Below are 17,641 nucleotides of genomic sequence, written 5' to 3'. Positions count from 1 at the left end.
ATCTCAGCGCTGGCTGACCCGCCAGTTCCGGTTCACCACCGGCTGCAGGTTCTGCGGCGCCAGCGGCGTCTTGCCCAGCACGTGATCCGCCGCCTTCTCGCCCACCATGATCGACGGGCCGTTCAGGTTGCCGTTGGTCACGCGCGGGAAGATCGAGCTGTCGGCGACCCGCAGCCCCTCGACGCCGATCACCCGGCACTCCAGATCGACCACCGCGCCGGGATCGTCGCGCCGCCCCATCCGCGCCGTGCCGCAGGGGTGATAGGCGCTTTCCGCATGCTCGCGGATGAAGCTGTCGAGTTCGTCGTCGGTCTCGAAGCCCGGCCCCGGCTGGATCTCGTGCTTCACATGCGGCTTGAACGCCTCCTGCCCGAAGATCTCGCGCGTGAGGCGGATGCAGCGGCGGAAGTCGTCCCAGTCGTCGGGATGCGACATGTAGTTGAAACGGATGACCGGCGCCGCCTCTGGATCGGCGGAGCGCAGCGTGACCGCCCCGCGCGACTTCGACCGCATCGGCCCGACATGGGCCTGGAAACCATGCCCGCCCGCCGCCGCCTTGCCGTCGTAGCGCACGGCGATCGGCAGGAAGTGATACTGGATGTCCGGATAATCCACGCCCGGCTTCGAGCGGATGAAAGCGCAGGCCTCGAACTGGTTCGAGGCGCCGAGCCCCCGCCCGGTGAAAAGCCACTGCGCCCCGACCATCGCCTTGCCGCGCAGGTTCCAGTGCCGGAACAGCGTGATCGGCTGGAGGCTGGCATATTGCATGTAGATCTCGAGATGATCCTGCAGGTTGGCCCCCACCCCGGGACGGTCCGCGATCACCGGGATGCCATGCTCGGCCAGATGCGCGCCGGGGCCGATGCCCGAGAGCATCAAGAGCTTGGGCGTGTTGATCGAAGACGCGGCGAGGATCACCTCGCGCCCGGCCCGGATCACCTCGCGCTGGCCGTTGCGCGACACCTCGACGCCCACGGCGCGGCCGTTCTCGACCACCACCCGCAGCGCCAGCGCGCGGGTGAGCTTCACGCCGAACTTCTTCATCGCCGGGCGCAGATAGGCATTGGCCGCCGACCAGCGCCGGCCCTTCCAGATCGTCGCCTCCATCGGGCCGAAGCCCTCCTGCTGCGCGCCGTTGTAATCATCCGTCACCGGATAGCCCGCCTGCCGCCCCGCCTCGATGAAGGCGTTGAAGAGGGGGTTCGAGCGTGGCCCGCGCGTGACGTGCAGCGGCCCGTCATGGCCGCGCCACTCCACATCGCCCGGCACCTGCCAGTTCTCCATCCGCTTGAAATAGGGCAGCACATCGGCAAAGCCCCAGCCCTGCGCGCCCTGCTCGGCCCAATGGTCGAAGTCATGCGCATGGCCGCGCACATAGACCATGCCGTTGATCGAGGACGAGCCGCCGATCACCTTGCCGCGCGGCGTGGCCAGCACCCGATTGCCCAGATTGGGCTCGGGTTCGGTCTTCAGCCCCCAGTCGTAGACCGGCATGTTCATCGGATAGGACAAGGCGGCGGGCATCTGGATGAACGGCCCGGCGTCGGTGCCGCCATGCTCGATCACCAGCACGGATTTCCCGGCCTCGCCCAGACGGTAAGCCATGGCGCATCCGGCGGACCCGGCGCCCACGATCACATAATCGGTCATCACAATACCTCAGTAGGGCGCATCGACCGGGCCCATTCCCACATAGACCGACTTCACCTGCGTGTAGTGCTCGATGGCGGCCTTGCCGTTCTCGCGGCCCACGCCCGACATCTTCGAGCCGCCGAAGGGGCTCTCGACCGGGGTGAGGTTGTAGGCGTTGATCCAGCAGGTCCCGGCCTGCAGCTGCGCCACGACCCGATGGCCGCGCGCCAGATCGGCGGTGAACACCCCCGCCGCCAGACCGAAGTCTGTGGCATTGGCCCGCGCGATCACCTCTTCCTCGGTGTCGAAATCGAGCACCGCCATCACCGGGCCGAAGACCTCCTCGCAGGCCAGCGTCATCCCGTCGGTCACATCGGCGAAGACGGTGGGCTGCACATAGCAGCCGGGGCTAACCGAGGCCTCGCCGCCGCAGACCAGCCGCGCGCCTTCGGCCTTTGCCTTGCCGATATAGCCCAGCACCTTGTCGAGCTGCGCCTGCGACACCAGCGGACCCATCTGCGTCTCGGGGTCGAGCGGGTCGCCCATGCGGATCGCCTCCGACCGTTCGGCCAGCCGCTTCAGGAAGCGCTCCTTGAGCCCGCGCTGCACGAAGACCCGCGTGCCGTTGGAACAGACCTGCCCCGCCGAGTAGAAGTTGCCGAGCATGGCCGCGCCCACGGCACTTTCCAGATCGGCATCATCGAAGATCACCAGCGGCGACTTGCCGCCCAGCTCCATCGTCACATGCCGCACGCCCTCGGCCGCCGCCGCATAGACCTTGCGCCCGGTCGGCACCGAGCCGGTGAGCGAGACCTTGGCGACCCGCGGATCGGTGACGAGCGCACCACCCACGGCGCCACGGCCCTGCACCACGTTGAAGAGCCCGGCGGGCAGCCCGGCCTCGATCAGGATCTCGGCCAGCTTCAAGGCGCCCAGCGGCGTCACCTCGGAGGGCTTGAACACCATCGCGTTGCCAAGGGCGAGCGCGGGGGCCGCCTTCCAGCAGGCGATCTGGCTGGGGTAGTTCCAAGCGCCGATGCCGACGCAGACGCCCAGCGGCTCGCGCAGGGTATAGACGAAATCCTGCCCCAGCGGGATCGTTTCGCCGGTGACCGAAGGAGCCAGCCCCGCGAAGAACTCCAACGCGTCGGCGCCCGAGGGCCAGTCGGCCACGGTGGTTTCCTGCAAGGGCTTACCGGTATCGAGCGTCTCCAACAGGCTCAGCGCCTCGTTGCGGTCGCGGATCATGTCGGCGGCGCGGCGCAGGATGCGCGAACGCTCCACTGGGCGCATCCGGCCCCATTCGGCTTGCGCCCGCGCAGCCGAGGCGAGCGCCGCCTCGATGACGGCGGGGGTGGCCTCGTGCAGCCGGGCGATCACCTCGCCGGTCGCGGGAAAGATCACCTCGATCTCGGCGCCCGCGGCATCCTCAAGGTAACGGCCATCGACGAAATGGCTGGCTTCGGGTTGCGCTTTCATTGACGGTTGCCTTTCAGTTCTGCATCGAGATAGGCGAGCAGCATCGATACTGCCGCCGCGCCGTCGGGGGGCCCGGCCTTGAGCACTTCGCGCAGGTAGACCCCGTCGATCATCGCGCCCAGCCCGTCGGCCAGCGCATCCGCCTCGCGGCCCACCAGCGGGCGCAGGCAGACGAGCAGGTTCGACCTGAGCCGCCGCTGATAGATCGCCAGCAGCCGCCGCGCCTCGGGCACGGTCTGCGCCAGCACATAGAAGTTGAGCCACGCCCCCACCACTTCCCGGCGGAAGTTGGTCGGCGAGAACGAGGCCCGCAGGATCGCCACCAGCCGCGCCTCAGGCCCCTCGGCCGACAAGAGCGCGCCGCGCACCTCGGCGCCGTAGAGCGACAGGACATGGCGCATCGCGGCGAGGAACATCGCCTCCTTGCCGCCGAAGTAGTGATGCGCCAAAGCCGAAGACATGCCTGCCCGCTTGGCGATCTGGCTCACGGTCACGTCCAGACTGCCGGTGCGACCGATCTCCACAATCGTCGCTTTGACAAGCGCTGCCTTTCTAATAGGCTCCATCCCAAGTTTCGGCATCGGCCCGCCCATATAATCCTTGCCAAGCCGAGCTATCGTGAAGTTTATTGACTCGTCAATCAACAAAAAACGGGGAGACCTACATGACGTCCTTCAGATCGGCGCTGCTCGCTTCGGCAGCCGCCTTCGCCCTTGCAGCCCCTGCCCTGGCGCAATCCGACTGCACCGCGGTCAGCTTTTCCGATGTCGGCTGGACCGATATCACCGTGACCACCTCGGCGACCAAGCAGGTGCTCGAAGCGCTCGGCTACGAGGTCGAGGTCGACATCCTCGGCGTGCCGGTGACCTATGCCTCGATGGACAAGGGCGATATCGACGTCTTCCTCGGCAACTGGATGCCCGCGCAGGAAGGGGCGATCAAACCCTACCTCGACTCCGGCACGATCGAGACGCTGACCACCAACCTGACCGGCACGAAGTACACCCTCGCCGTTCCGGGCTACCTCTATGACAAGGGCGTCAAGTCCTACGCCGACCTCGCCAAGTTCAAGGATGACCTCGACGGCAAGGTCTACGGCATCGAGGCCGGCAACGAGGGCAACGGCTATCTGATCAGCCTGACCGAGCCGGGCGGGCCGCTGGAAGGCTTCGAGATCGTCGAAAGCTCCGAACAGGGCATGCTGGCCCAAGTCGCGCGGATCTACCCGACCGAGAAGGGCGTGGCCTTCCTCGGCTGGGAACCGCATCCGATGAACGCCAATTTCGAGCTGAAATACCTCACCGGCGGCGAGGATTTCTTCGGCTCGGAAGGCGTGGTGAACACCGTTGTGCGCAAGGGCTTCGCCGAGGCCTGCCCGAACGTCGCCAAGATGCTGGGTCAGCAGACCTTCACCCTGCCGATGGAAAACGAGATCATGGGCAAGATCCTCGATGACGGCCAGGAAGCCGACGAGGCCGTGCTGGAATGGCTGAAGGCCAATCCCGCCACCATCGAGCCCTGGCTGGCCGGGGTGACCACCGTCGACGGCAAGGAAGGCCTGCCGGTCGTGAAAGAGGCGCTGGGTCTCTGATCCGCCCCCTGCCCCGCGGTCGCTGATCGCGGGGCCACCGGGACAACCCGGACCCAATTTCCACATCATCAGGGGGCCGCATGATCGACTGGCTGACCGATTACAAGATACCCGTCGGCCGATGGTCGAAGCTGGCGTTCGACTGGCTGAACGCACATGGCGGACCCGTCTTCGAATTCATCCGCAGCACGATGCAAGCGGTGATCGATGCCTGCCTCGTGGTGATGGAGGGCGCGCATCCGCTCATCATCATCGCCGTGCTCACCGCGCTGACCTGGTATCTGCAGCGCAACTGGCGGGTCTGCCTGCTGGTGGTGGTCGGCTTCGCCTTCATCCTCAACCAGGGCTACTGGGAAGAGACGATGCAGAGCATGACGCTGATCCTGATGTCCTGCATCACCTGCATGGCCATCGGCGTGCCGATCGGCATCCTCGCGGCGCACAGCCCCAAGCTGCAACGCGGCATCAGCCCGCTCCTCGACCTGATGCAGACGCTGCCCACCTTCGTCTACCTGATCCCCGCCATCGTCTTCTTCGGTCTCGGGATGGTGCCCGGCCTGATCGCCACGGTGATCTTCGTGCTGCCCGCGCCGATCCGCCTGACCTGGCTTGGCGTCGCCTCCACCCCGCCCGCGCTGATGGAGGCCGCAGAATCCTTCGGCGCCACCCCGAGCCAGCGGCTCTGGAAGGTGGAGCTGCCCTATGCCCTGCCGCAGATCATGGCCGGGCTCACCCAGTCCATCATGCTGTCGCTGTCGATGGTCGTCATCGCGGCGCTGGTCGGCGCCAACGGGCTCGGCGTGCCGGTGGTGCGGGCGCTGAACTCGGTCAACACCTCGCTCGGCTTCGAATCGGGCTTCATCATCGTCGTCGTGGCGATCATTCTGGACCGCATGCTGAGGGTGACGCGCAAATGACGGCTGTCGAATTCGACAAGGTTTCCATCGTCTTCGGCGATCACCCCGAACGCGCCCTGCCCTTGATGGACAAGGGCCAGAGCCGGTCCGAGATCCAGGCCGCCACCGGTCAGGTGCTGGGCGTGCACGACTGCTCGCTGACCGTGGCCGAGGGCGAAATCCTCGTGCTGATGGGTCTCTCCGGCTCCGGCAAGTCCACCCTCCTGCGCGGCGTCAACGGGCTGAACCCGGTGGTGCGCGGCGAGGTGCGGGTGAATGACGGCGACAAGATGGTCTCGGTCACCCATGCCAGCAAGGATGACCTGCGCAGCCTGCGGCTCAGCCGCATCGCCATGGTGTTCCAGGCCTTCGGCCTGCTGCCCTGGCGCACGGTGCGCGACAACGTCGGCCTCGGGCTGGAGATGGCGGGCCTGAAGCCAGCGCAGCGCCGCGCCCGGGTGGACGAGCAGTTGAAGCTCGTGAACCTCAGCCAATGGGCCGATCGCAAGGTGGGCGAGCTCTCGGGCGGGATGCAGCAGCGCGTCGGCCTCGCCCGCGCCTTCGTCACCAATGCGCCGATCCTCCTGATGGACGAGCCCTTCTCGGCGCTCGACCCGCTGATCCGGGCCAGGCTGCAGGACGAGCTCCTGGAGCTGCAATCCTCGCTGAAGCGCACCATCATCTTCGTCAGCCACGATCTCGACGAGGCCTTCAAGATCGGCAACCGGATCGCGCTGATGGAGGGCGGGCGGATCGTGCAATGCGGCACCGCGCGCGAGATCATCGCCAATCCGGTGTCGGATTACGTGGCCGATTTCGTCGCCCACATGAACCCGCTCGGGGTGCTGACGGCGCGCGACGTGATGGTGGCGGGGCCGTCTTCCGGGCTGCACAGCGTCGCCTGCACCACGCCGGTGCGGCAGGTGATGGAGATGCTGCGCGACGGCGCGTCGGAGATCGCCGTGACCGACGAGACCGGCGTCTGCGGCACGATCCGCTCCGAGGCGGTGATGGCGCGGCTCATCGACCCGCGCGGCACCGTCTGAGCCCTCAGGCCGCGTCGGGCTCCGACGCGGTCTTCTTGGCTGCGGGTTTCTTCGCCGCCGGCTTCTTGGCGGCAGGCTTCTTTGCCGCCGCCTCGCCCGCCTTGGCCGCAGGCTTCTTGGCGGCGGTCTTCTTCGCCGCCGTCCCGTCCGCAGCCTTGGCCGCCGGCTTCTTCGCCGCCGGTTTGGCCGCCGCCTTCTTGGCAGGAGCCTTCTTCTTGCCCGACTTGCCGGCCTTCTCGGCCACCAACGCCAGCGCTTCGTCCAGGGTCACCGCCTCGGGTGCCAGCTCCTTGGGCAGCGTCGCGTTCACCTTGCCCCATTTGACATAGGGCCCGTAGCGCCCCGGCATGACCTGCACGAGCCCGCCATCCGGATGCTCGCCCAGCTCCTTGATCGGCGCGGCCGCCGCCGTGGCGCCCCGACCCCGCGTCGCCTTCTGCGCCAGCACCTCGACCGCACGGTTCATGCCGATGGTGAAGACCTCCTCGGCATCCGCGAGGTTGGCATAGGTGCTGTTGTGCTTGACGTAGGGCCCGTAGCGCCCCAGCGCCGCCTCGATCATCGCGCCATCCTCGGGATGCGGGCCGACCTGACGCGGCAGGTTCAGCAGCATCAGCGCCCGTTCCAGATCGATGCTGTCCGGCGCCCAGCCCTTCGGCAGGCTGGAGCGCGGCGGCTTGGGCTCCGCCTCCGAGGCCTCGCCGCGCTGGACATAGGGCCCGAAGCGCCCGGCGCGCAGGCTGATCGGCAGGCCGTTCTCGTCATTGCCGAGCACCTTGCCATCGGGCGAGATCCCCGACTCCTCGCCACCGACCGAGATCGGCCTCGTGTAGCGGCATTCGGGATAGTTGCCGCAGCCGATGAAGGCCCCGCCGGAGCGCGCCGTCTTCAGGTGCAGCCGCCCGGTGCCGCAAACTTGGCAAACCCGCGGGTCCGACCCGTCGGCGCGCGGCGGGTAAAGGTGCGGCGCGAGGAAATCGTCGATCCGGCTCAGGACCTCGCCGATGCGCAGATCCGCTGTCTCGGCCACCGCCGCCGAGAAGTCGCGCCAGAATCGGGCCAGCACGTCCTTGTAATTGCGCTCACCTGCCGACACGTCGTCGAGCTCGCCTTCCAGATCGGCGGTAAAATCGTATTCCACATACTTGCGGAAATAGTTGGTCAGGAAGGCCGTCACCAGCCGCCCCTTGTCCTCGGGGAACAGCCGGTTCTTGTCCTTGCGGACATATTCCCGGTCGACGATCGTCGTCAGGATGCTGGCGTAGGTCGAGGGCCGGCCGATGCCGAGCTCTTCCATCCGCTTCACCAGCGTCGCCTCGGTGTAGCGCGGCGGCGGCTGGGTGAAATGCTGCTCGGGCGTCACCGACTTCTTCTCGGCGGGCTCGCCCTGCATGATCTGCGGCAGACGGCCCTCGTCATCGGCATCGTCGTCTCGGCCTTCCTCGTAGATTTTGAGGAAGCCGTCGAACAGCACCACCTGCCCCGTTGCCCGCAGCACCACCTGCCCGTCCTTGCTGCCGACGTCCACCGTCGTCCGCTCCAGCCGCGCCGCCGCCATCTGGCTGGCGATGGTGCGCTTCCAGATCAGCTCGTAGAGCTTGCGCTGGTCAGCCTCGGTCAGTCGCAGGCTGTCGGGCGCGGCCGACATGTCGGTGGGCCGGATGCACTCGTGGGCTTCCTGCGCGTTCTTGGCCTTGTTCTTGTACATGCGCGGGCTGTCCGGCACGTAGTTCGCACCGAAGCGCCGCTTGATCTCGTCGCGCGCCGCCATCACCGCCTCGGGCGCCATGTCGATGCCGTCGGTCCGCATATAGGTGATGTAGCCCGCCTCGTAGAGCCGCTGCGCCGCGTTCATGCATTGCTTGGCGCCCATGCCGAACTTGCGGCTGGCCTCCTGCTGCAGGGTCGAGGTCATGAAGGGGGCCGAGGGGTTGCGGGCGGCGGGCTTGGCCTCCACCGACTGCACGCTCAGGCTGCGCGAGGTGACGGCATGCACCGCGAGCTCCGCCGCCTCGGCCGTCGGGATGTCGAACTTGTCGAGCTTCTTGCCGCCGAGCACCGTCAGCCGCGCCTCGAACTCCTGCCCGCGCGGGGTGCTGAGCAGCGCGCCCACCGTCCAGAATTCCTTCGCCCGGAACGCCTCGATCTCCATCTCGCGCTCGACGATCAGCCTGAGGCAGACCGACTGCACCCGCCCGGCGGATTTCGCCCCCGGCAGCTTGCGCCAGAGCACCGGCGACAGGGTGAAGCCCACCAGATAGTCCAGTGCCCGCCGCGCCAGATAGGCGTCGACCAGCGCCGCATCCACCTCGCGCGGGGCCTTCATCGCCTGCGTCACCGCTTCCTTGGTGATGGCGTTGAAGGTCACGCGGCTGACGGTCACGCCCTTCTTGATGCTGGAAGCCAGCGCCTCCTGCAGGTGCCACGAGATCGCCTCGCCCTCGCGGTCGGGGTCGGTGGCGAGGATCAGCTCATTGTCGGTCTTCAGCGCATCGGTGATCGCGCGAATATGCTTCTTGCTGTCGGCCGCGACCTCCCATTTCATGGCGAAGTCATGCTCGGTATCGACCGACCCGTCCTTCGGCGGCAGGTCGCGGACATGGCCGTAGGAGGCGAGAACCGTATAGTCGGAGCCCAGATACTTGTTGATTGTCTTGGCCTTGGCCGGGGACTCGACGACGACGACTGCCATGAAAACCTCTTCTGCGACCAAGCCCGGCGATAGCGCGGCAAGATGTGGGGGATTGATCGCGATTGTCAATGGACCCGCGGTCGCGCCAGATCGCCGCCCCGGGGCCCGCAGTCAGTCGAGTCGCGACAGCAGGCCCCCCGCCTGCCGCTGGATCCGCCCCTCCAGCTCCAGCGCCAGAAGCTCCGGCGCGACATGCGCGGCGGGCAGCGCCAGATCGCGGATCAGCTGGTCCTCGGCCATTGGGCTTGGCCCCAGACGCTCGAGGATGCGGCCATGCAGCAGCGCCACCTCGCGCAGCGGCCGCCGCTCCGGCACCGGGCCGGGCAGGGGCGGCGGGGCGGGCGGCAGCGGCGGGGCCACCGGCAGCACCACGTCGGGATGCGCCTTGCCGATCGCCTCGATCACATCGGCGGCATGGCGGATCAGCGTGGCGCCGTCACGCAGCAGCATGTTGCAGCCCGCCGCCCGCGCATCGAAGGGATGGCCGGGCACGGCGAAAACCTCGCGCCCCTGATCCAGCGCATCCTTGGCGGTGATCAGGCTGCCCGAACGCGCCGCCGCCTCCACCACGATGACCGCGCGGGCCAGCCCCGAGATGATCCGGTTGCGCAGCGGGAAGTGCCGCGCCTGCGGCTCCAGCCCCATCGGCTGCTCGGAAATCCGGCAGCCCCGCGCCGCCACCTCGGCGGCGAGCTTGGCGTTCTCGGCGGGATAGACCACCTCCACCCCGCCTGCCTGCACCGCCACCGTGCCCCCCGCCAGCGCCGCCTGATGCGCCTCGGCATCGATGCCGCGCGCCAGACCCGAGACGATGACATAGCCGGCCTCCGCCAGCTGCCCGGCCAGCCGCCGCGCCATACGCAGCCCGAGGCTGGAGGCATTGCGCGCCCCCACCAGCGCCACCATCGGCCGGGCGAGCAGCCCCACATCGCCCTGCGCCCAGAGCACCGGCGGCGCGTCGGGCAGATCCATCAGCGCCCGCGGATAGCCTGCCCCGCCGTGGCAGAGCAGCCGCGCTCCGGCGACCCGGCCCAGCGACAGCTCGTTGCGCGCGACTTCCTCGGGACAGGGGGCGTAATGCTCCACCCCGGCGGCACGGGCGATCTCGGGCAGCGCCTCCAGCGCCGCCGCGGCCGTGCCATGCTCCTGCAGCAGGCGGTGGAAGGTCACGGCCCCCACGCGGCGCGAGCGGATCAGCCGCAGCCGCTCCAGCGCCTCCTCGCCTGCCGTGGCAGGCCCTTCGTCCCGAACCGCAACCGCCATCGCACCCTCGCCGCCTTCGCTGCCCGCAGCATGGCCCGAGCAAGGTTAACGCCGGATGAATCATCGCGCTCCCGCACCGGGGATACAGGCTTTCTGCCGCATCCAGACGGTCTTGTGACACGGATCACGATTGAACTTGCAGCAAAACAAGAGCAAAGAGAACCAGACCTGCACCCGGAGCGGTGCAACCAACGGAGCCTGACATGCTGAACGCCGACGTAAGCCGCCGCCGTGACGACGCGATCTCTCGCGGGGTGGGGATGCAGACCCAGATCTATGCCGACCGGGCGCTGAACGCCGAGGTTTGGGATATCGAGGGCAAGCGCTACATCGACTTCGCCGCAGGCATCGCCGTGGTCAACACCGGCCATTGCCATCCCAAGGTCATGGCCGCCGTGGCCGAGCAGATGGGCCGCTTCACCCACACCTGCCATCAGGTGCTGCCCTACGAATCCTACATCCGTCTGGCCGAGCGTCTGAACGCCGCGGCGCCCGGCGATTTCGCCAAGAAGACCGTCTTCGTCACCACCGGCGCCGAGTCGGTCGAAAATGCGATCAAGATTGCCCGCATCCACACCGGGCGCTCGGCCGTCATCGCCTTCGGCGGCGCCTTCCATGGCCGGACCTTCATGACCATGACGATGACTGGCAAGGTCGAGCCCTACAAGAAGGGCTTCGGCGCGATGATGCCCGATGTCTACCACGTCCCCTTCCCGCAGGAGGTGCATGGCGTCTCGACCGCCGATGCGATGTCCGGGCTCACCAAGCTCTTCAAGGCCGATCTCGACCCAAGCCGCGTCGCCGCGATCATCTTCGAGCCGGTGCAGGGCGAGGGCGGCTTCTACCCTGCCCCCGCGGATCTGGTGCGCGGCATCCGCAAGCTCTGCGACGAGCATGGCATCGTGATGATCGCCGACGAGGTGCAGACCGGCTTCGCCCGCACCGGCACGCTGTTCGCGATGCACGGCTATGACGTGGCGCCCGATCTCACCACCATGGCCAAGGGTCTGGGCGGCGGCCTGCCGATCGCCGCGGTCACCGGCCGGGCCGAGATGATGGATGCGGCGCATCCCGGCGGTCTGGGCGGCACCTATGGCGGCAACCCGCTGGGCATCGCCGCCGCCCACGCCGTGCTCGACGTGATCGAGGAGGAGGACCTCTGTGCCCGCGCCAACGAGCTCGGCAGCCGGCTGAAGCAGCGGCTGGAGCAGATCCGCTCCACCACGCCCGAGATCTCCGACATCCGCGGCCCAGGCTTCATGGTCGCGGTCGAATTCGCCGACCCGGGCAGCAAGGAGCCCGACGCGGGCTTCACCAACCGCGTCCGGCTCGAGGCGCAGAAGCGCGGGCTGATCCTGCTGACCTGCGGCGTCTACGGCAATGTGGTGCGCTTCCTCGCACCGATCACCATCCCCGACGCGCATTTCGCCGAGGCGATGGACATCCTCGAAGCCTCGGTCGCCGCCGCGCGCCAGGGCTGAGAGCACCACTTTCCGGCATGCGGGGGCCCCCGGCCCCCGCGTCGCTCCGACCATTATTTCGGAGACAGCCCGGGCAATTTCTCGATTTTCGTTTGTTAGAAGGCTTGCGATGAACACCACCGCCCCTGCCGCTTCGCCCGGCATTTCCCTGATGAATGCCGGTTACTCCGTCGATGGCCGGGTCATCCTGTCCGAACTCTCGACCACCTTGGTCGAGCAGCGCATCGGCATCCTCGGCCGCAACGGCTCGGGCAAGACCTCGCTCCTGCGGCTGATCGCCGGGCTGATCTCGCCCACCACCGGCGCCGTGACCGTCGACGGGTTGCGCCCCGAGAAGGATCGGCGCGAAATGCTCTCGGCGCTCGGCATCCTGTTCCAGAACCCCGACCACCAGATCATCTTCCCCACGGTGGAGGAGGAACTGGCCTTCGGTCTGCGCCAGCAGGGCCGCACCCCCGCCGAGGCGCAGGCGGCGGCGCTGGCCGCCCTCGCCCGCCACGGACGCTCGCACTGGGCCAAGGCGCCGGTCGCCACCCTGTCGCAGGGCCAGCGGCATTTCCTCTGCCTGCTGTCGATCCTGGTGATGGAACCGCGCACCATCCTGCTCGACGAGCCCTTCACCGCGCTCGACCTGCCGATGCAGATCCGCCTCTCCCGCCAACTCGCCGCCCTGCCGCAGCGGCTCGTCACCATCACCCACGATCCTGCGCTGCTCGCGGGCTACGACCGGGTGATCTGGCTCGAGGCCGGTCGCATCCTGCGCGACGGGCCGGCCAAGCCGGTGATCGCAGAATACAAATCCGAAATGACGCGACTGGGGGCCTCCGATGCTGACTCTGACCTCCCCGGTTGAGACCCGCCTGCACCAGCTGCCCGCCGGGCTGAAGCTGGCACTGCTGGCACTCTTCGCCATCGCCCTCACCCTGCTGCCGGTCGGCGGGCTGGTGCTGGCGGCGGCAGCGGTGCTGGCGCTCTATCCCGCGCAGGGCATGGTCTTTGCCCGCCACGGGCTCAGGATGATCCGGCCGCTCTGGCCCTTCCTTCTGGTGCTGCTGGTCTGGCACGTCTGGACCGCCGACCTGCCGCGCGGCATCGAGGTCGGGCTGCGGCTCCTGACGGCGGTGGCTCTGGCCAATCTCGTGACCATGACCACCCGGCTCGAGGACATGATTTCCGTGGTGGAGCGTCTCGCCGCCCCCCTCGCCCGCTTCGGCCTGTCGCCGCGGGTGCTGGCGGTCTCCATCGCGCTGGTGATCCGCTTCACCCCGGTCTTCCTCGCCCGCGTGGCGCAACTGGCCGAGGCCTGGCGTGCCCGGGCGGCGGGGCGGGCGAACTGGCGCATCGTGGTGCCGGTGGCGCTGACGGCGCTTGACGATGCCGATCACGTCGCCGAAGCATTGCGCGCCCGCGGCGGGCTCTGAGCCCTGCCGCCACACTTACCCGGGAGAACTCATGGAACGGTCCGTCACGCAAATCGCGCTCTTCGCCGCCCTCATCGCCGTTCTCGGCCTCGTGCCGCAGATCACGCTGGTCACGGGCGTGCCGATCACCGCGCAATCCCTGGGCGTGATGCTCTGCGGCACCGTGCTCGGGGCGCGCAAGGGGGCGCTGGCGGTGCTTCTGTTCCTGCTTCTCGTGATGCTCGGCCTGCCGCTCCTCTCGGGCGGGCGTGGCGGCATCGGCGTGCTGGCGGGGCCGACGGTCGGCTATATCATCGGCTTCCCGGTGGCAGCCTTCCTCGCCGGTCTGGTGGTCGAGAAATCCAGCCTGCCGGTCGGCATCGCCGCCTTTCTCGGCGCGGTGCTCGGCGGGATCGTGGTGATGTATGCCTTCGGCACGATCGGCATGGCGGTGGTGCTGGGCAAGACCCTGCCCGAAGCCGCGCTGCTCAACCTGCCCTATCTTGCCGGCGACCTGATCAAGACGGTGCTCGCAGGCCTCATCACCAACGGTCTGGCCCGGGTGCGGCCCGGGGCGCTGCTCTCGCGCCCCTGACCCTCGTTTCTGCGCTACCTGAACGCCGCCGACAGCTGTCGCGCGGCGTTCACCATGAGAGAGATGTCGATCCCCACCGCGGTGAAGCGCGTGCCCCAGGCCATGCATTGCCGCGCGAATGCGGCATCCGCCGTCAGGATGCCCGGCGGCTTGCCTGCGGCGGCGATGCGGCGGATGCCATCCTCGATCGCCGCAACCACCTCGGGATGCATCAGCTGCCCCGGATGGCCCATGCTGGCCGCCAGATCCGCCGGGCCGATGAACAGCCCGTCCACCCCATCGACCGCCGCGATTTCCTCGATCCGCGACAGCGCCTCGGCCGTCTCCACCTGCACGATCAGGCAAAGCTCCTCCTCGGCGCGCTGGGTGTAATCGGGGATCGCGCCGAAGCGCCCGGCCCGGGTCATGCCCGCGACACCCCGGATGCCGCGCGGTGCATAGCGCATCGCCGCCACCGCCGCCCGCGCCTCCTCGGCATCCTGCACATAGGGCACGATCAGCGTCTGCGCCCCCAGATCCAGAAGCCGCTTGATCAGCACCACGTCGTTGGAGGCGGGCCGCACCACCGGGCTCACCGGATAGGGCGCCATCGCCTGCATCATCGCCAGCGTGTCGGGCACATCGGTCAGCGCATGTTCGGTATCGATGACGATCCAGTCGAAGCCGCAGCCGGCCAGCGCCTCGGCGACCAGCGGACCGGTCAGGGCGTTCCACAGCCCGATCTGCTGCCTCCCGTCCAGAAGGGCTTGCTTGAAAGCGTTTTTCGGCAGGGTCATGCGGTTCTCCTCGGCTCCCGGGGGGCCGAGGGTAGCCGATCCTGCCGCAGCGGCAAGCCTCAGGCGACGTTCTGCAGCGCCAGCTCCGGCACCACGCCCAGAGCGTGACAGACTTCGCGCGTCAGGTGCGGCCGGTTCAGCGTGTAGAAGTGCAGATCCTCCACCCCTTCGGCGCGCAGCGTGTCGCAAAGCTCGGTGCAGAGCGCCACCGACAGAAGCTCCTCGCGCCCGTCGCGCTTGGCATGGTCGAAGGCATCGTCCAGCCATTGCGGCACGGCCGTCCCGCAGCGCTGCGCAAATTTCTTCACCCCCGCCCAGTTGTCGATCGGCAGGATGCCGGGAATGATCGGCGCGGTGATGCCCTCGGCCACGCAGGCGTCGCGGAAGCGCAGGAAGGTCTCGGCCTCGAAGAAGAACTGGGTAATGGCGCTGCTCGCCCCGGCGTCGATCTTGCGCTTGAGCCAGCGCACATCGGCCAGCGTGTCGGCTGCCTCGGGATGCGGCTCCGGATAGGCGCCGACGCGCAGGGTGAACTTGCCGGTCGCGGCCAAGGCCTCGATCAGCTCGATCGAATTGGCAAAGCCCTCGGGATGGGCGGTGAAGCGCTCCGCCCCCTTCGGCGCATCGCCGCGCAGGGCCACGATTTCTGTCACGCCCGCCTCGGCATAGGCGGCGGCGATCTCCAGCGTCTCGGCGCGGGTGGCATCGACGCAGGTCAGATGCGCCGCGACGTTCAGCCCGTAGTTCCTGCCGATGGTCGTCACCGCCTCATGTGTCAGCTTGCGGGTGGTGCCGCCCGCGCCATAGGTCACCGAGGCGAAGGTCGGTTTCAGCGGCGCCAGCATCTGCACCGTCTCCCACAGCCGGAAGGACGCATCCAGCGTCTGCGGCGGGAAGAATTCGAACGAGATGCGGGGACGGGTCATGGCACACTCCTGTTTCCTGCCACCCTTGTCGCAGCTTGGGCGATGTGAGACAAATTCATAATACTCAAGATCAATATGAGGTTCATGCTAGTATGCACTTGGAGTTCCGCCACCTCCGCACCATCCGCGCCATCCATCAGGCGGGGGGGCTGGCGCGGGCTGCCGACATGCTCAACATGACCCAGTCGGCGCTGTCGCATCAGGTGAAGGGGCTGGAGGATCAGGCGGGGATCGAGCTTTTCGTGCGGCGCTCGAAGCCCCTGAAACTCTCCGCCGCCGGGATGCGGATGCTGCGGCTGGCGGAGCGGATCCTGCCGGAGATCGACGCGCTGGAGGAGGAATTCCGCGGGCTCAAGTCGGGGAAGACCGGGCGGCTGCATATCGCGATCGAGTGTCATGCCTGTTTCGAATGGCTGTTCCCGGTGCTGGAACTGTTCCGCCGGGCCTGGCCGGAGGTGGACGTGGATATCCGGGCGGGGCTGGCCTTCGGGGCCTTGCCGGCCTTAATGCGGGAGGAGGTGGATCTGGTGATCTCGTCTGATCCGGTGACGCTCGATGGGGTGATCTTCAACCCGCTGTTCGATTACCACCCGGTTTTCGTCGGGGCGGCGGGGAATCCGCTGGCGGCGAAGGAGGTGGTGGAGGCGGAGGATTTCCGCGACCAGATGCTGATCACCTACCCGGTTTCGCGCGACAAGCTGGACGTGTTCACCGAATTGCTGACCCCGGCCAAGGTGGAGCCTCGGGGGACGCGGCAGGTGGAGCTGACGGCGGTGATCCTGATGCTGGTGGCCTCGGACCGGGGGGTGGCGGTGTTGCCGGACTGGGTGTTGCGGGACATCAAGAGCCATGCCGATTACATCACCCGGCCGCTGGGTCCGGGGGTGATCACGAAGCGGCTCTATGCGGCCACGAGGGAAGAGGACGCCACCAAGCCCTTCATGGCGCATTTCCTGAAGCTGGGGCGGAGCGAGCCGGTGAAGCTGCAGCGGGGGTGAATTTCACGCGTGAAAATCGGGGCAAGGCGCTGAAACTACAGGGAAACCCTCAGAGCGTTAACCGTTTCGCAGGGATTTCGCGGCTCACGCCGGCAGGGTGACGATGATCGGCCCGCGATCCGTTGCGACCACGGTATGCTCATACTGCACCACCGGGGCGCGGGGGTGGCTGTAGAGCGTCCAGTCGTCGTCGCCGTCGGTGGCGAGCACGCCGCCCCGCGACAGGAAGGGCTCCACCGTCAGCACGAGACCCTTGTGCATCCGCCGCCGGTCGCGGGTCGGCCAAGTGGCGATCTCCTCGGGGTATTCATGCAGCGCCCGGCCGACGCCGTGGCTGGCAAGGTTCTGGATCAGGGTGTAGCCGCGTTTCGAGGCGAAGCGGCCGATGGCCTTGCCGATCCCGGCCAAGGGCTTGCCGCTGCCGACCTCGGCGATGCCGATCTGCATGGCGCGCCGGCCGTCGCGGCAGAGCTGGTCGAGTTCCGGCGTGGCGCGCGCGGGGGCCGGAGGTGCGAGGCGGAAGCTGGCGCCGGTGTCGGCGAAGAAGCCGTTCTTCGAGGCGGACACGTCGATGTTCACCAGATCGCCCGCCGCCAGCACCCGGTCGCCGGGGATGCCATGTGCGATTTCCTCGTTGACGCTGATGCAGGTGGCGCCGGGAAAATCGTAGGTCGCCTCGGGCGCGGAGGTGGCGCCCTCGCGCTCCATGAGGGCGCGACCGATGGCGTCCAACTCGCGCGTGGTCATGCCGGGCTCCATCGCCCGGGCCATGGCCTGCATCGTGTTGGCGACGATGCGACCGATGTCCTTCAGACCCTCGAGCTCGTCCTGATGGGTGATCGTCATGTTCTGCTCCCTGCGGCGGC

At 68.0% G+C, this 17,641-nt stretch carries 16 protein-coding genes; 8 read left to right on the top strand and 8 right to left on the bottom strand.

Features of this window, described 5'->3' with window-relative positions; all coding sequences use genetic code 11:
• Positions 1 to 3: 3 nt before the first annotated feature.
• From betA to betI, 3 genes are read right to left on the bottom strand one after another with little or no spacing between them, the layout of a single operon-like run.
• Positions 4 to 1,650 carry a choline dehydrogenase gene (betA, locus tag AC3A5Z_RS18345; RefSeq protein WP_487520758.1) on the bottom strand — a complete coding sequence of 549 codons (1,647 nt, stop codon included), beginning with the start codon at positions 1,648 to 1,650 and terminating at the stop codon, positions 4 to 6.
• A 9-nt stretch (positions 1,651 to 1,659) separates the two neighbouring features.
• Positions 1,660 to 3,111 (bottom strand): betaine-aldehyde dehydrogenase, encoded by a 1,452-nt coding sequence (gene betB, locus AC3A5Z_RS18340; RefSeq protein ID WP_487520757.1) that lies wholly within the window; start codon positions 3,109 to 3,111, stop codon positions 1,660 to 1,662.
• A complete protein-coding gene (gene betI, locus AC3A5Z_RS18335) occupies positions 3,108 to 3,692 on the bottom strand; it encodes a choline-binding transcriptional repressor BetI (RefSeq protein ID WP_136791677.1) in 585 nt (194 codons plus the stop codon). Before betI ends, betB begins: the two co-directional genes overlap by 4 nt.
• Before the next feature lie 83 nt (positions 3,693 to 3,775).
• Here betI and choX point away from each other — a divergent pair, with 83 nt between their 5' ends.
• The 3 genes from choX (at position 3,776) to choV (ending at position 6,644) form a co-directional block, all read left to right on the top strand.
• Positions 3,776 to 4,702, top strand: a complete 927-nt coding sequence (choX, locus tag AC3A5Z_RS18330) for a choline ABC transporter substrate-binding protein (RefSeq protein ID WP_487520756.1) — start codon at positions 3,776 to 3,778, stop codon at positions 4,700 to 4,702.
• A gap of 80 nt (positions 4,703 to 4,782) precedes the next feature.
• A complete protein-coding gene (gene choW, locus AC3A5Z_RS18325) occupies positions 4,783 to 5,619 on the top strand; it encodes a choline ABC transporter permease subunit (protein WP_136791675.1) in 837 nt (278 codons plus the stop codon).
• Complete coding sequence (choV, locus tag AC3A5Z_RS18320) at positions 5,616 to 6,644, top strand: choline ABC transporter ATP-binding protein (RefSeq protein ID WP_487520755.1); 1,029 nt, start codon at positions 5,616 to 5,618, stop codon at positions 6,642 to 6,644. Before choW ends, choV begins: the two co-directional genes overlap by 4 nt.
• Positions 6,645 to 6,648: 4 nt before the next feature.
• Here the strand turns inward: choV and topA are convergent, their stop codons facing one another.
• Both topA and dprA read right to left on the bottom strand, forming a co-directional pair.
• Entirely contained in the window at positions 6,649 to 9,336 is a 2,688-nt protein-coding gene (topA, locus tag AC3A5Z_RS18315; RefSeq protein ID WP_487520754.1) for a type I DNA topoisomerase, read from the bottom strand.
• A 111-nt stretch (positions 9,337 to 9,447) separates the two neighbouring features.
• Positions 9,448 to 10,599 (bottom strand): DNA-processing protein DprA, encoded by a 1,152-nt coding sequence (gene dprA / locus AC3A5Z_RS18310; protein ID WP_487520753.1) that lies wholly within the window; start codon positions 10,597 to 10,599, stop codon positions 9,448 to 9,450.
• A 203-nt stretch (positions 10,600 to 10,802) separates the two neighbouring features.
• Here dprA and AC3A5Z_RS18305 point away from each other — a divergent pair, with 203 nt between their 5' ends.
• From AC3A5Z_RS18305 to AC3A5Z_RS18290, 4 genes are all read left to right on the top strand, one after another.
• The gene (locus tag AC3A5Z_RS18305; RefSeq protein WP_487520752.1) at positions 10,803 to 12,080 is read left to right on the top strand and encodes a 4-aminobutyrate--2-oxoglutarate transaminase; all 1,278 of its coding nucleotides are present in this window, start codon (positions 10,803 to 10,805) and stop codon (positions 12,078 to 12,080) included.
• Between the two features lie 109 nt (positions 12,081 to 12,189).
• A complete protein-coding gene (locus tag AC3A5Z_RS18300; RefSeq protein WP_487520751.1) occupies positions 12,190 to 12,933 on the top strand; it encodes an energy-coupling factor ABC transporter ATP-binding protein in 744 nt (247 codons plus the stop codon).
• Entirely contained in the window at positions 12,908 to 13,501 is a 594-nt protein-coding gene (locus AC3A5Z_RS18295; RefSeq protein WP_487520750.1) for a CbiQ family ECF transporter T component, read from the top strand. The genes AC3A5Z_RS18300 and AC3A5Z_RS18295 overlap by 26 nt, the downstream gene beginning before the upstream one ends.
• Before the next feature lie 31 nt (positions 13,502 to 13,532).
• The gene (locus AC3A5Z_RS18290) at positions 13,533 to 14,075 is read left to right on the top strand and encodes a biotin transporter BioY (RefSeq protein WP_487520749.1); all 543 of its coding nucleotides are present in this window, start codon (positions 13,533 to 13,535) and stop codon (positions 14,073 to 14,075) included.
• A gap of 14 nt (positions 14,076 to 14,089) precedes the next feature.
• Here the strand turns inward: AC3A5Z_RS18290 and AC3A5Z_RS18285 are convergent, their stop codons facing one another.
• Positions 14,090 to 14,851: an HpcH/HpaI aldolase family protein gene (locus AC3A5Z_RS18285; protein ID WP_487520748.1), complete on the bottom strand. Its 762-nt coding sequence runs from the start codon at positions 14,849 to 14,851 to the stop codon at positions 14,090 to 14,092.
• Between the two features lie 59 nt (positions 14,852 to 14,910).
• Positions 14,911 to 15,777 (bottom strand): methylenetetrahydrofolate reductase [NAD(P)H], encoded by an 867-nt coding sequence (gene metF / locus AC3A5Z_RS18280; protein ID WP_487520747.1) that lies wholly within the window; start codon positions 15,775 to 15,777, stop codon positions 14,911 to 14,913.
• Positions 15,778 to 15,869: 92 nt separating this feature from the next.
• Here metF and AC3A5Z_RS18275 point away from each other — a divergent pair, with 92 nt between their 5' ends.
• Positions 15,870 to 16,775: a LysR substrate-binding domain-containing protein gene (locus AC3A5Z_RS18275; protein WP_487520746.1), complete on the top strand. Its 906-nt coding sequence runs from the start codon at positions 15,870 to 15,872 to the stop codon at positions 16,773 to 16,775.
• 84 nt (positions 16,776 to 16,859) lie between these two features.
• Here AC3A5Z_RS18275 and map read toward each other — a convergent pair whose 3' ends face one another.
• The gene (gene map, locus AC3A5Z_RS18270; protein ID WP_487520745.1) at positions 16,860 to 17,621 is read right to left on the bottom strand and encodes a type I methionyl aminopeptidase; all 762 of its coding nucleotides are present in this window, start codon (positions 17,619 to 17,621) and stop codon (positions 16,860 to 16,862) included.
• Positions 17,622 to 17,641 lie beyond the last annotated feature (20 nt).

Source organism: Cereibacter sp. Soil_C_27, assembly GCF_057657095.1.
Note: the sequence above shows the minus strand (reverse complement) of the source record. Positions and strands in the feature narration are given on the sequence as shown.